This window comes from Paraburkholderia sp. WS6 (assembly GCF_030464835.1).
Classification (GTDB): domain Bacteria; phylum Pseudomonadota; class Gammaproteobacteria; order Burkholderiales; family Burkholderiaceae; genus Paraburkholderia; species Paraburkholderia madseniana.
On sequence record NZ_JALQCK010000011.1, the window covers coordinates 86,421 to 100,783 of the forward strand.

Annotated in this window: 12 protein-coding genes; 10 read left to right on the top strand and 2 right to left on the bottom strand. The window is 62.5% G+C overall.

Going from position 1 to position 14,363, the window contains the following annotated elements:
• Positions 1-40: 40 nt before the first annotated feature.
• The 8 genes from M0D64_RS15695 (at position 41) to M0D64_RS15730 (ending at position 9,557) form a co-directional block, all read left to right on the top strand.
• On the top strand, positions 41-1,006 hold the full coding sequence (locus M0D64_RS15695) for a MurR/RpiR family transcriptional regulator (RefSeq protein WP_266258370.1): 966 nt from the start codon (positions 41-43) through the stop codon (positions 1,004-1,006).
• On the top strand, positions 1,003-1,995 hold the full coding sequence (locus M0D64_RS15700; RefSeq protein ID WP_266258371.1) for an isoaspartyl peptidase/L-asparaginase family protein: 993 nt from the start codon (positions 1,003-1,005) through the stop codon (positions 1,993-1,995). Before M0D64_RS15695 ends, M0D64_RS15700 begins: the two co-directional genes overlap by 4 nt.
• Positions 1,996-2,082: 87 nt before the next feature.
• Entirely contained in the window at positions 2,083-4,005 is a 1,923-nt protein-coding gene (locus M0D64_RS15705; protein ID WP_266258372.1) for a dipeptide ABC transporter ATP-binding protein, read from the top strand.
• A 117-nt stretch (positions 4,006-4,122) separates the two neighbouring features.
• Positions 4,123-5,685, top strand: coding sequence for a glutathione ABC transporter substrate-binding protein GsiB (gene gsiB, locus M0D64_RS15710; RefSeq protein WP_266258373.1), 1,563 nt, complete (start codon positions 4,123-4,125; stop codon positions 5,683-5,685).
• Between the two features lie 108 nt (positions 5,686-5,793).
• The gene (gene gsiC, locus M0D64_RS15715) at positions 5,794-6,714 is read left to right on the top strand and encodes a glutathione ABC transporter permease GsiC (protein ID WP_266258374.1); all 921 of its coding nucleotides are present in this window, start codon (positions 5,794-5,796) and stop codon (positions 6,712-6,714) included.
• 7 nt (positions 6,715-6,721) lie between these two features.
• Positions 6,722-7,627 (top strand): glutathione ABC transporter permease GsiD, encoded by a 906-nt coding sequence (gene gsiD, locus M0D64_RS15720; RefSeq protein WP_266258375.1) that lies wholly within the window; start codon positions 6,722-6,724, stop codon positions 7,625-7,627.
• Positions 7,624-8,724, top strand: a complete 1,101-nt coding sequence (locus tag M0D64_RS15725) for a P1 family peptidase (protein ID WP_266258376.1) — start codon at positions 7,624-7,626, stop codon at positions 8,722-8,724. Before gsiD ends, M0D64_RS15725 begins: the two co-directional genes overlap by 4 nt.
• Positions 8,724-9,557, top strand: coding sequence for a M55 family metallopeptidase (locus M0D64_RS15730; protein WP_266258377.1), 834 nt, complete (start codon positions 8,724-8,726; stop codon positions 9,555-9,557). The genes M0D64_RS15725 and M0D64_RS15730 overlap by 1 nt, the downstream gene beginning before the upstream one ends.
• Positions 9,558-9,600: 43 nt before the next feature.
• Here M0D64_RS15730 and M0D64_RS15735 read toward each other — a convergent pair whose 3' ends face one another.
• Positions 9,601-10,575, bottom strand: coding sequence for an alpha/beta fold hydrolase (locus M0D64_RS15735; protein ID WP_266258378.1), 975 nt, complete (start codon positions 10,573-10,575; stop codon positions 9,601-9,603).
• Positions 10,576-10,789: 214 nt separating this feature from the next.
• On the opposite strand from M0D64_RS15735, the gene M0D64_RS15740 reads away from it, so the two are divergent.
• Complete coding sequence (locus M0D64_RS15740; protein WP_266258379.1) at positions 10,790-12,175, top strand: amino acid permease; 1,386 nt, start codon at positions 10,790-10,792, stop codon at positions 12,173-12,175.
• Positions 12,176-12,409: 234 nt separating this feature from the next.
• A complete protein-coding gene (locus tag M0D64_RS15745) occupies positions 12,410-12,814 on the top strand; it encodes a hypothetical protein (protein WP_266258380.1) in 405 nt (134 codons plus the stop codon).
• A gap of 105 nt (positions 12,815-12,919) precedes the next feature.
• Here M0D64_RS15745 and M0D64_RS15750 read toward each other — a convergent pair whose 3' ends face one another.
• Positions 12,920-14,347: a sigma-54 dependent transcriptional regulator gene (locus M0D64_RS15750; RefSeq protein WP_266258381.1), complete on the bottom strand. Its 1,428-nt coding sequence runs from the start codon at positions 14,345-14,347 to the stop codon at positions 12,920-12,922.
• Positions 14,348-14,363: the final 16 nt, after the last annotated feature.

A 14,363-nucleotide genomic window follows, 5' to 3' on the forward strand; every position in this document is an offset into this window, starting at 1 on the left:
AAGTCCTCTTTGAGGACAGTTACCAGGCCGCCTTGCTCGCATGATCCATCACTCGTCCGTCGCTTCGACCCCCGCCGAGCAGGCCATCGCCGCGCGCATCGCCGCGGCGATGCCAACTCTCACGCCGATCCATCGACGCATGGGCGAATACGTGCTGGCGAATCTGTTCCGCGCGGCGACCATGCGGATCGACGAACTGGCGAGCGTGGTCGGTGCGTCGGTGGCGACGGCGAATCGCTTCGCTCGCGCGCTCGGCTTCGACGGCTATCCGCAGTTTCGCGAAGCGCTCGTACGCGGTTTCGAAGCGACGCTCGCGCCGGTCGAGCGGTTGCGTAGCGCGCAGGAGTCGCTCACTTCCGGCGACGATCTGATTGACGCGTCGCTCGAACAGGCTGCTAGCAATCTGCAATCCACTCGTTCTGCGATCGACAGCGCCGCCGCCAAGGCCGCTGTAGAAGCGATCATTTCCGCGCGTCGCGTCTTCGTGCTCGGCGCCGGTTCAAGTGCGTTCCTCGCGGGCCTGATGGAGCACGGCCTGATGCCGTATCACGACAACGTGCAGTCGCTCGCGTTCGTTGGTGGACCGTCACATGCCGCGCGGCGTCTGTTTGCTTCGAATGAAGACGATCTGGTGATCGGGATCGCGTTTCCGCGCTACGTCGAAGACACAATCGAACTCGCGCGGCGCGCGGCAAGCCGAGGGGCGCGTGTGCTTGCGCTGACCGACAGCCCGCGCTCGCCGCTCGCGCAATTCGCCGACCTCTCGCTCTATATCCGCTCCGAACGGCGGCTCGCGGCCAATGCCGATTCAGCCGTGCTGGCAGTCATCGAAGCGCTGTGCGATGCGGTCGCCTACCGGGCGAAACGCTCGGTGAAGGCTGCCGCCGAAGTCACCGAATTCGTGCTGCCGTGGCTCACCGATCCGCAAGCTGCAGTCACCGGCACGAGCGAGCAACCCGCGCGCGTTTCTATCCGCACCACCCGCACTACCAAAGCCAAAAAATGAACTCCAACGCAGTCATTGCCATTCACGGCGGGGCAGGCACGATCCTGCGCGCGTCGATGTCGGCCAGCGCCGAAGCCGACTATCACGCTGCCTTGCACGCTGTGCTGAGCGCCGGACAGCGCGTGCTCGCCGACGGCGGCAGCGCGCTCGACGCCGTCAGCGAAGCCGTCCGTCTGCTCGAAGACTGTCCGCTCTTCAACGCAGGCCGCGGCGCGGTCTACACAGCGGCCGGCACGCATGAACTCGACGCGGCCATCATGGACGGCAGCACGCTCGACGCCGGTGCGATCTGCTGCGTGACGCGTGTACGCAATCCGATTCTGGTGGCACGCCGCGTACTCGAACGCAGCGAACACGTGTTGTTTACCGGTGAAGGCGCTGAAGCCTTCGCGGCCGCGCAAGGACTCGAATTCGTCGAGCCCGAGTATTTCCACACCGAAGCGCGCTATCGCCAATGGCAACTCGCACGCGGTCAGCAGCGCGCAATGCTCGATCACGACGGCGCGACGCTGGCCTCCGCGCCATCGTCGAGCGACGACGATCCCACGCCGCACGAGCCGATTGATCCGAATCGCAAGTTCGGCACCGTCGGCGCGGTCGCGCTCGACCAGCATGGCCACGTGGCGGCCGCGACATCGACAGGCGGTGTCACCAACAAGCAGGTGGGCCGGGTCGGCGATACGCCGTTGATCGGCGCAGGCTGCTACGCGGACGACGCAACCTGCGCGGTCTCGACCACCGGTTCCGGCGAGATGTTCATGCGCATGGTGGCCGCCTACGACGTCGCGGCGCAGATGGCGTACCGCAACGTCTCGCTCGAAGAAGCAGCGCGCGACGTGGTGATGAACCGCTTGCCGAAGATCGACGGACGCGGCGGTCTGATCGCCGTCGATGCACGCGGCAACGTCACGCTGCCGTTCAACACCGAGGGCATGTATCGCGGTTTCGCACGAATCGGCGAGACGCCGGTGACGGCGATCTATCGCTAGTGCGGTCTTGTTGCGTCGTCGCTTGAGTTGCCGCTTAAGTTTTCGTTTGAACCACCGTTAGCCGCGTCCGAATCCAAAGGAACCATCGTGCCGACTTCATCGCACACCGCTCGTCCGCTTATCGAAACCTTGCCGCCGCAACGCGTGCTTGCGGTCGACGATCTGTCGGTCGCATTCCGCAGCGGCGACAAGACCGTCAACGCGGTGCGCAATCTCTCGCTGACGGTCGAGCGTGGCGAGACGCTGGCGATCGTCGGCGAATCGGGCTCGGGCAAATCGGTGACATCGCTCGCCCTGATGCGGCTGATCGAGCATGGCGGTGGGCGCCTTGCCGGCGGCAGCATCGCCTTCCGGCGCCGCGACGGCAGCGTGCTCGACCTCGCGAAAGCGTCGTCCGGCACGATGCGTTCGATTCGCGGCGCCGACATCGCGATGATCTTCCAGGAACCGATGACCTCGCTGAATCCGGTGTTCACGGTGGGTGATCAGATCAGCGAAGCGATTGCCTTGCATCAAGGGAAGAGCCGTTCTGCCGCGCATGCCGAAACGCTGCGTCTGCTCGAACTCGTGCGCATTCCGGAAGCGCGCCGGGTGGCCGCACGTTTTCCGCATCAGCTATCCGGCGGTATGCGCCAACGCGTGATGATCGCGATGGCGCTGTCGTGTAAGCCCGCACTATTGATCGCCGACGAACCGACCACCGCGCTCGACGTCACGATCCAGGCGCAGATCCTGCAATTGATTCGCGGCCTGCAGGACGAGATGAACATGGGCGTGATCTTCATCACGCACGACATGGGTGTGGTGGCCGAGGTGGCCGATCGCGTGCTGGTGATGTATCGCGGCGAGAAAGTGGAGGAGGGGGCGTCGGAGACGCTGTTCGCCGCGCCGTCGCATCCTTATACGAAGGCATTGCTTGCGGCGGTCCCGCGCCTTGGCGCGATGCAGGGCACCGATCAACCCGCCAAGTTTCCGATTCTGACCGTCGAGCAGGCGGCGCTCACCGGCACCGACGAAGCCGTTCGTCCCGCAGCCGCCGTCGCACAAGAAACCCAACCGCTGGTGCACGACAGCACGCTGCCGATTCTGCGCGTGCGCGATCTGGTCACGCGTTTTCCGGTCAAGAGCGGTGTGTTCGGGCGTTTGACGGGTCGTGTGCATGCGGTCGAGAAAGTCAGCTTCGATCTGCGCCCGGGTGAAACGCTCGCGTTGGTCGGCGAATCAGGTTGCGGTAAATCGACGACCGGCCGTTCATTGCTGCGCCTCGTCGAAAGCCAGAGCGGCTCGATCGAATTCGACGGCAAGGAAATCAGCTCGCTTACAGGCCCTGCGTTGCAAGCGTTGCGCCGCAATATCCAGTTTATTTTCCAGGACCCGTTTGCTTCGCTGAATCCGCGCTTGACGGTCGGCTTCTCGATCATGGAGCCGCTGCTCGTGCACGGCGTTGCTCAAGGCGCGGAAGCACAGGCACGCGTTGCGTGGCTGCTCGAAAAGGTCGGTTTGCCGCGCGAGGCCGCAGGCCGCTATCCGCACGAATTTTCAGGCGGCCAACGGCAACGCATCGCGATTGCGCGTGCGCTGGCATTGAATCCGAAAGTCGTCATCGCCGACGAATCCGTCTCCGCGCTGGACGTCTCCGTGCAGGCGCAGATCGTCAACCTGATGCTCGATCTGCAGCGCGAACTGGGCGTTGCGTATCTGTTCATTTCGCATGACATGGCGGTGGTGGAGCGCGTTAGCCATCGCGTAGCGGTGATGTATCTCGGCCAGATCGTCGAGATCGGTCCGCGGCGCGCGGTGTTCGAAGCGCCGCAGCACCCGTACACGAAGAAGCTGATGGGGGCGGTGCCGGTCGCCGATCCGGCGCGCCGTCACGCGAAACGCATGCTCGCCGCCGATGAGATTCCAAGCCCGATCCGCGCGCTGAACGACGAACCGAGCGTGGCGCCGCTGATTGCGGTCGGACCAGACCATTTCGTGGCTCAGCATCGGGTCGGCGGGGCTTACTAGACGGGATAGACGCCGCATACCCGCGCGCAGACCTGAACCACGCGCTAAACCTGAAGCAAAACAATTTTCTCTCGCAGCACATAACCCTGTTTCAATTCGCAGCCTGGAGCCAACCTCATGAACCTGCTGGTCCCGTCTTCTCCGTTTCGTTTGCGCGCGCTGATCAGCGGCGGCGCGGTGGTGTTCGCGATGCTCGCGGGCAGTGTGGCGCACGCCGATACGACGGCCGTGATGGCCGTTGCGTCGACCTTCACGACGCTCGATCCGTACGATGCGAACGACACGCTGTCGCAAGCCGTCGCCAAGTCGTTCTATCAAGGCCTGTTCGGTTTCGACAAGGACATGAAGCTGGTCAACGTGCTGGCAGACAGCTACGAAGCGAGTCCGGATGCCAAGGTCTACACGTTCAAGCTGCGTCACGGCGTGAAGTTCCAGGACGGTACCGACTTCAACGCCGCGGCAGTGAAAGCGAACTTCGACCGCGTGACTGATCCGGCGAACAAGCTCAAGCGCTACAACATGTTCAACCGTATCGAGAAGACCGAAGTGGTCGATCCGTACACGGTGAAGATCACCCTGAAGGCGCCGTTCTCGGCGTTCGTCAACGTGCTGGCGCATCCGTCGGCGGTGATGATTTCGCCTGACGCGCTGAAGAAGTACGGCAAGGACATCGCGTTCCATCCGGTCGGCACAGGTCCGTTCGAACTGGTGAAGTGGGACCCGGCCGGCGACCTGACCGTGAAGAAGTTCGCGGGCTACTGGAAGAAGGGTTACCCGAAGGTCGATGCGCTCGACTGGAAACCGGTGGTCGACAACAACACGCGTGCTGCGTTGATGCGCACCGGTGAAGCGGACTTCGCGTTCCAGGTGCCGTTCGAACAGGCGGCGCAATTGCAGTCGAGCCCGAAGGTCGATCTGATTGCTTCGCCGTCGATCATCCAGCGCTATATCAGCATGAACGTCAACCAGAAGCCGTTCGACAATCCGAAGGTGCGTGAAGCGCTGAACTACGCGGTCAATAAGGATGCGCTGATCAAGGTCGCGTTTGCCGGGTACGCGACGCCGGCTGAGGGCGTGGTGCCGCAAGGCGTCGAGTACGCGACGAAGCTCGGCCCCTGGCCGTACGATCCGGCGAAGGCGCGTGAGTTGCTGAAGGACGCGGGTTATCCGAACGGTTTCGAAACGACACTGTGGTCCGCGTATAACTACTCGACCGCGCAGAAGGTGATTCAGTTCGTGCAGCAGCAACTGGCGCAAGTCGGCATCAAGGCACAGGTTGAAGCGCTCGAAGCGGGTCAACGCGTCGCCAAGGTGGAAAGCGCCCAGGATCCGGCGACCGCCCCGGTGCGGATGTACTACGCGGGCTGGTCGTCGTCGACGGGCGAAGCGGACTGGGCGATCACGCCGCTGCTCGGGTCGGTCTCGTTCCCGCCGAAGATGGTCAACACCGCGTACTACAAGAACGACACGGTCGATACCGATCTGAAGCAGGCGCTCGAAACCACCGACCGCACGCAGAAGGCCACGCTCTACACCGACGCGCAAAAACGCATCTGGGCCGACGCGCCGTGGATCTTCCTCGTCAAGGAGAAGGTTGTGTACGCGCGCAGCAAGCGTTTGTCGGGCGCCTATGTCGCGCCGGACGGTTCGTTCAACTTCGACGAGATCGCGATCAAGTGATGAGCCGACCGTTCGGCGCCGTGTGTTCTTCGCGAACGCACGGGCCGGACGGTCGCGTACTGCGCTGAAAGATCTTTCGTTACCCGCATCATTGCCGGATTGGGTTTCATGCTGAACTTCCTCGTCAAACGTATCTTTGGCCTGCTGCCGACGCTCTTCATCGTCGCCGTGCTGGTGTTCCTGTTCGTGCATCTGTTGCCTGGCGATCCGGCGCGTCTCGCGGCCGGTCCCGAAGCGGATGAGGCGACCGTTGCACTGGTGCGTGCCGATCTCGGCCTCGATAAGCCGATGCCGCAGCAATTCGCCAACTTCTTTGTGAAGATCGCGCACGGCGACTTCGGCACGTCCACGCGCAGCAAGCGGCCGGTCAGCCAGGAAATCGGCGAGCGCTTCATGCCGACGCTGCTACTTACGCTCGCGAGCATGGCGTGGGCGGTGGTGCTCGGCATGGGGATCGGCATCGTCTCGGCGGTGTGGCGCAATCGCTGGCCGGACCGGCTTGGCATGACGCTGGCGGTGTCGGGTATTTCGTTTCCCGCATTCGCTCTCGGCATGCTGCTGATGGAAATCTTTTCGGTGAAGCTCGGCTGGCTGCCGATTGTCGGCGACGGTTCCTGGAAGAGCTACGTGCTGCCGTCGCTCACGCTTGGCGCAGCCGTGGCGGCGGTGATGGCGCGCTTCACGCGTGCTTCGTTCGTCGAAGTGATGAATGAAGATTTCGTGCGTACCGCACGCGCCAAGGGTGTGCCCGAATGGCTCGTGATCGTCAAACACTGCCTGCGCAACGCGATGATTCCTGTCATCACGATGATGGGGCTGCAATTCGGCTTTCTTCTGGGCGGCTCGATCGTGGTCGAAGTGGTGTTCAACTGGCCGGGGCTCGGACGCCTGCTGGTGGATGCCGTGGCGATGCGTGACTATCCGGTGATTCAGGCAGAAGTGCTGTTGTTCTCGCTTGAGTTCATCATCATCAACCTGGTGGTGGACGTGCTGTACGCCGTCATCAACCCGACCATCCGTTTCAAGTGAGGCCCGCATGAGCATCTCAGTCACCGAGGCGAATGCGGCCAAGGCCGCCCTCGTAGAAAACGCGATCCGCACGCCCTGGAGCGAATTCTGGCGCAAATTCCGCAAGCAGCATGTGGCGCTCGGCGCCGGCATTTTCGTGCTGCTGCTGGTTGCGGTTGCGATTCTCGCGCCGCACATCGTGCCGTACGATCCGGAGAATTTCTTCGACTACGATGCGTTGAACGCGGGCCCTTCGGCCGCGCACTGGTTCGGCGTCGATTCGCTGGGCCGCGATATTTTCAGTCGCATTCTGGCCGGTTCGCGTATTTCGCTCGAGGCCGGTTTTCTGTCGGTGGCGATCGGCGCGGTGATCGGTACGTTCTTCGGTTTGCTGGCCGGTTACTACGAAGGCTGGTGGGACCGCATCACGATGCGCGTTGCCGATGTGCTGTTTGCCTTTCCCGGCATTCTGCTGGCGATCGGTGTGGTCGCAATCCTCGGCAACGGCATGATCAATGTGATCTGCGCGGTGGCGATTTTCAGCATCCCGGCGTTTGCGCGGCTCGTGCGCGGCAATACGCTGATGCTCAAACAACTCACCTATATCGAAGCGGCGCGCAGCATCGGCGCATCGGACTGGACCATCATCGTGCGGCATATTCTGCCGGGGACGATTTCGTCGATCGTGGTGTACTTCACGATGCGGATCGGTACGTCGATCATCACGGCGGCGAGCCTGTCGTTTCTCGGACTCGGCGCGCAACCGCCGATGCCGGAGTGGGGCGCGATGCTCAACGAAGCACGCGCGGATATGGTCACCGCGCCGCATATCGCGCTGTTTCCGAGTCTGGCGATTTTCCTCACCGTGCTGGCATTCAATCTGCTCGGCGACGGTTTGCGCGATGCACTCGATCCGAAGCTCGACCGGCCATGAGTTTGACTGAAACGGCAGGTGAAAGCGCACCGCATATCGGTGTGCTACCGAGCGGTCCACGTGGAACGGTTGCCGACGTAGGAGGCGTGACGGTCGGACATTGCACGCTGGATGAAGGCGCAGTGCAAACCGGCGTGACCGTGATTCGTCCGCATCGTGGCGATCTTTTTGTGAGCAAGGTGCCTGCTGCGGCTTCGGTGATCAACGGGTTTGGGAAAAGCATCGGGCTCGTGCAGGTTGAGGAACTCGGCGTGCTGGAGACTCCTATTGCGTTGACCAATACCTTTGGCGTCGCTGCCGTCGCACAAGCGCAGATTCGCGCGGCTATTCAAGGCAATCCGCAAATCGGACGCGAATGGTCGACGGTCAATCCGTTGGTGTTCGAATGTAATGACGGATACCTGAACGATATTCAGGCATTGGCGGTAAGCGAACGGCATTACAACGATGCATGTGAAGCGGCAAGCCTTGACGTCGTGAGCGGTTCGGTTGGCGCAGGCCGCGGCATGTCTTGCTTCGATCTGAAAGGCGGGATCGGCAATGCGTCGCGTATCATTGACGTAGCAGGGCGCAGCTATACGGTTGGCGCATTGGTGCTGGCGAACTTCGGCCGCCTGCCGATGCTGACGATCGACGGTGCGCCGCTTGGCCGCGTGCTGGCCGAACGCGCGGCCAAAGCTGTCGCCGCTAGCGCGGCGACATCAGCAACCGCCTCGAAACCCGAACAAGGCTCGATCATCATGATCGTTGCCACCGACGCGCCGCTCGACGCTCGTCAACTCAAGCGTCTGTCATTGCGCGCCGCGGCCGGTCTCGCTCGAACCGGTTCGGTGTATGGCCACGGCAGCGGAGACATCGCGTTGGCGTTTTCAACGGCCTACACTGTGCCGCACGAATCCGACTTTGTCGCTTTGCCGCCCGTGCTCGCCGACGCACGCCTCGATCCGCTATTCCGTGCCTGCGCGGACAGCGTCGAGCAAGCGATCATCGATGCACTATGGAGTGCCACGTCTGTGACGGGCCGCGACGGTCATCATCGCCTGTCGCTGCACGACACCGCATCCGACCTCGCTCAACTTCTCAAGCAATCTTCCTGATGAAAGTCCTGATTTCCGTCGACATCGAAGGCGTGGCCGGCGTGTTCCATCCTGAACAAACGCGCGCGGGCAACGGCGAATACGAAGCCGCGCGCCGCTGGATGACCCTCGAAGCCAACGCCGCGATCGAAGGCGCGTTCGCAGGTGGCGCCACGCATGTGTGGGTCAACGATTCGCATGGCGGTTTTCGCAATCTGCTGCCCGATCTGCTCGGCGCACGCGCCCAGGTCGTGCTCGGCAAACCACGCACGCTTGGCATGATGGCCGGCCTTGAGTACGGCGCCGCGTTGGTGTTCATGATCGGCTATCACGCCCGGTCGCAAACGCACGGCATTCTCTCGCATACGATCAACAGCTTTGCGTTCGCGCGTGTTTCGCTGAACGGCGTCGAAGTCGGCGAGGCGGGATTGTACGGCGCGCTGGCGGAAGAATATGGCGCACAGGTAGCGCTTTTATCCGGCGACGATGTATTCGCCGAGGAAACCGCGCCGCGTTTTCCCGGCGCGCGTTTTGTCGTCACCAAGAGCGCGACGGGGCATGCGAGCGGCGTCACGCAAACACCGGCAAGCGCTCGCGACGCGATCGAAACTGCCGCGCGCGAAGTGGTGCGGCATTTCATCGACAAGGGTCACGCGCCGCAAGCTACGCGCGCTGTTGCGAAGCCAGTCGAATGCGAGTTGCGCGTGCAAACCACCGCACTTGCCGATCTGTTCTGCCAATGGCCGACGCTCACGCGTGTCGACGCCGTTACGTTGCGCTTTAGAGCGGAGTCGGCGGAACACGCGGTGCGCATGCTGAACTGTCTGTCGGCGATGTCGTTCATGCTGCGCTGAGCCGTGTGACGGAGGGTGTGACCGGCGACAGCCTGGCCACCACCTACTGCTGCCGGCTCAACTCCCGCGCTGCGCGATCGATCACATCCGCAACCGCGCCCGCATGCGACACCGGCACGAGATGGCTCGATGAGATCGGCACGATCTTCGCGCCCATCCGGTTGGCCATGAACTGTTCGACTTCGGGCGATATCGCACGGTCTCTCGTCGTCACGATGTACCACGAAGGCTTTTCGCGCCACGCGACCTGACTGACCGTTTCGCTGAAGGCCCTGGCCGAGATTGGCTGTTGCGCGGCGGAGAGCACGCGCGTCAGATTCTCGGGCACGTCGGCGGCGAAGTCGGCGTGATATTTGCTGCGGTCGAGCCAAAGAAAGCCTGTGGAATCCGCGGTGATGGCTTGACCCGCCGGCGCCGGCGCCGCGCGCTTCATCAGGTCCATCGTAGATTCGTGCAGGTCCGGTGCGATCGCCGCCACATAGACGAGACCGGCGACGTTCGGCGCGTTCGCGCCCGCCTCGGTGATTACGACACCGCCCCACGAATGTCCTACGAGGATGGTCGGACCATTCTGGCGCGCGAGAACACGACGGGTGGCGGCGACATCGTCGGCGAGCGACGTGAGCGGATTCTGCACCGAACTCACGTGATAACCCTTCTGCTGCAATTTCGCGACCACACCGTTCCAGCTCGACCCGTCGACGAACGCGCCATGAACCAGCACGACGTTGCGTACGGGGCCGGTCATCGGCGCTGCGCGAGGTTTGGCGGCACTCGCCGTTGGCGCAGCGGGTGCTGCGGGCGTGGGGGCGGTGGCGGCAGGCGTCGCGGGTACTACGGCCGGTGCGGCGGGCGGCGGTGGCGGCTCCGGTGCTTCCGGTGCGCTCGACTCCATGCCAGGCATGTCGGCCGGTTCGGCGGCGGGTTCTGCCGTGGGCGCCGCGGTTTGCGCGAGGGCACTCGCCGCAGCGAAGCAGAGACACAAAGCAGCGGCGCAAAGCAGACGTTTGGGCAACATATTGAATCTCCGAAGGCAGAAACCTCGACTAGGGCAACATACAGAAGCCCCACGCCAGTGACAATCACTATCCTCGCCGTTAAGTGCGGCGCAGAACCAAGCACGGGTTGCTCCCAGTATTTAGGGAATATCGGCCGCGGTAAAATTTCAGGTTCTGCCCGGGCAGACCATAAGTCTGATCGGGCGATCGATATCCATACACTGGGGCGCAATTTTGAATAGTGCACAGCAGCAAGATGGCCTGAAGCGCGGGCTTAAGAATCGTCACATCCAGCTGATCGCGCTGGGCGGGGCGATCGGTACGGGCCTGTTTCTCGGCTCCGCCAGCGTGTTGAAGGCTGCCGGCCCGTCGATGATTCTCGGCTACGCGATCGGCGGCATCATCGCCTTCATGATCATGCGCCAGCTCGGCGAAATGGTCGCGCAGGAACCGGTTGCCGGTTCGTTCAGCCACTTCGCGTACAAGTATTGGGGTGATTTTCCCGGCTTTCTGTCCGGCTGGAACTACTGGGTGCTGTACGTGCTCGTGAGCATGGCCGAGCTGACCGCGGTCGGCACCTACGTGCATTACTGGTGGCCGGGCGTGCCCACGTGGGTATCGGCGCTGGTGTGCTTCGCCGTCATCAACGCGATCAATCTTGCCAACGTCAAAGCGTACGGCGAAACCGAATTCTGGTTTGCGATCATCAAGGTGGTGGCGGTGATCGGCATGATCCTGTTCGGCGGCTATCTGCTGATCAGCGGCCATGGCGGTCCGCAAGCGTCGATCACCAATCTCTGGGCCGACGGCGGCTTTTTCCCGCACGGTTTTCATGGCCTGTTCATGATGCTCGCGGTCATCATGTTTTCGTTCGGCGGGCTCGAGCTGATCGGCATTACGGCCGCTGAAGCGGCCGATCCGCAAAAGAGCATTCCGAAAGCCGTGAATCAGGTGATCTACCGGATTCTGATTTTCTACATCTGCTCGCTGGCGGTGCTGCTTTCGTTGTATCCGTGGAATCAGGTCGCGGCCGGCGGCAGCCCGTTCGTGATGATCTTCTCGCAGATCGGCTCGACGCTGACCGCGAACATCCTCAACGTGGTGGTGCTGACCGCGGCGCTGTCGGTGTACAACAGCGGCGTGTATGCGAATAGCCGCATGCTCTACGGTCTCGCGGAACAGGGCAATGCGCCGCGTGCGCTGATGAAGGTCGACCGGCGCGGCGTGCCCTATATGGCGATTGGTTTGTCGGCGCTCGCCACGTTCACCTGCGTGATCGTCAACTATCTGATTCCGGCCGAAGCGCTCGGCCTGCTGATGGCGTTGGTGGTGGCCGCGCTGGTGCTGAACTGGGCGCTGATCAGCCTGACGCATCTGAAGTCGCGCAAGGCGATGGTGGCGGCGGGCGAGACGCTCGTGTTCAAGTCGTTCTGGTTCCCGGTCAGTAACTGGATCTGCCTCGCTTTCATGGCACTGATCCTCGTGATTCTGGCGATGACGCCGGGCCTGTCGGTTTCGGTATGGCTCGTGCCCGCGTGGCTGGTCGTGATGTGGCTCGGCTACGTGTTCAAGCGCCGGCGTGCAGCAATGCATGGCGGCGCGCAGGTGGCAGGGCGGTAAGGCAGATATTGGGCGCCGGCGCCGGCGCCGGCGCCGTTGGCGTCGGACCGCGCAATGTCGAGAAGAGCTTCAATATGCGGTGGAACATCACATTTTGTTTCGGCAATTATTACCTAAGCTGACCAGCCGCGTCGACGATACCACGCTACTTACAGTCGATTACAAGTGTTTGGGGTTACCGGCGCGCACCGTTCGTACAATCGAGGCATTCAGGTGGACTTTGGGAAGGCGAAAATGAAAACAATGCAATGGATTGCTGCCAGCCTCCTGGCACTTGCGTCCGTGTCGGCCCTTGCGGCAGCGGGTGGCAATGGAGGCGGAAACGGCGGAGGCGGCGGAGCGGGAGGCAGCGGCGGGGCTGGACACGGTGGTTTAGGCGGCAATGCGGGCGGCATGTCCGCCGGCCACATGAGCAGCAAGGGCGTCAGCAATACCAACGGCTTTAGTTCAGCCGACCGCGATGCCGGCCTTGCCCGCGCGGCGGATCGATCGGACACGCAGGCAGACCGTGCCGACGCGCAAACGAGCCGTAAGAGTCTTCATGCGACTCAAACAGATCACGCGCGTTCACACGCGCATGCGCGGGTGAGCACGAAGCTCCACCACAGCCAGCACGACACAATCAGCCGTTCGACTTGATGAAACACAGAGGGCGCCCGCGGGCGCCCTCTGTGTTTCATCTCTCTTCTCGTCAGCAGACAGAAGACTTTTTTCATGAGGATCTCCAAGGAATAAAGTCGCAAATCAGTTGGATACATCCCCATTCAGTTCCTCATCCGTATCGTCCAAAGCCGTATCTTCCGCGACGTATATTCCGTACGCGACCATTCGCCGATATAGCGTGGCGCGCGAAATTCCGAGAGCCGTCGCCGTTTCTCCCGGCCGGTGATCGTGGCTTAGCAAAGCGGTTTCGATCGCACTGCGCTCGGCTTGTTCGCGTATACGGTCGAGCGTCATCCTTTCTCCGGCCGGCTGCGATTCGAGGTCGAGATCACGGGGTGTCAGCAGCCTGCCTTCGGCCATGACCAGCGCATGGCGCACGCGATTGATCAACTCGCGCACGTTCCCCGGCCAGTGATAGCTGCACATGGCGTCGATGGCCGATGGCGTGAAGCCGTGAATCTTGTGGGTGCTATCGGTCTTGTACTTCTGCAGGACGTAGTGCGCGAGGATTTCGATGTCCTTGCCGCGTGCGCTCAGCGGCGGTTCGTTGATGCGCAGCACGCACAGGCGATGGAACAGGTCGGTGCGGAAGCGGCCAGCGAGTATCGCGGCTTCGAGGTCGACGTGGGTCGCTGAGATGATGCGTATGTCGACGGGAATCGATTCGTTGCCACCGAGCCGTTCAATTTTGCCTTCCTGCAGAAAGCGCAGCAGGCCCGCCTGGGCTTCGAACGGCATGTCGCCGATTTCATCGAGAAACAGGGTGCCCCCGTTCGCCGACTCGATGCGGCCAATCCTGCGCCCGTCCGCGCCTGTGAACGCGCCACGCTCATAGCCGAACAGTTCAGACTGCAAAAGATGATGCGGAATCGCGCCGCAATTGATCGCAACGAAAGGCGCTTTGCGGCGCGGCGAGCACCTGTGAATCGCGAGGGCGGTGAGTTCTTTTCCGGTACCTGATTGGCCGGAGATGAACACGCTGGCGTTCGTATTGGCGAACTTGCGGATGGTGCTGTAAAGCTGCTGCATGGCTTCGCAGGTGCCTACCATCGTACTGTCATCCGTGAGCAGGGTATCGGCGGCCGTATCGACGTAATCCAATGCCGCCATGCCTCGCGCGTGCCCGAGCGCATGCGAAATCCACTCGGGAGGCAGCGGCAGCGTGACGTAGTCGAAACAAAAATTGCGAATCAGTTCGCGAACCGCCTTGCTTGCCGTTTGGCCCTCAGCAGCGATTGCCACCCAGCCGATCGCAGTCTGGCTCAGACATGCCTTGAGGGTAGGAAAGTCGCGCGGCGTGAAACCGTCGAAATCGATGAGACCGGCGGCGACGCCTGATTTCTTCGTCGCAGCCTCGGCGCCGGCGGCGGTTTTCGCCACGACGACTTCCCAGCCGGCTGAGCGCATCTCCGCGAGGAGCGCGTTGTTAGGTGCGCGGGCAACGCAGATCACACGCCGCAGGGTGTCCGACTGGGGCGGGGGCGCGGACTGCGTTGAGTCGGCCGTCACGCGGGCACTCGTTTGG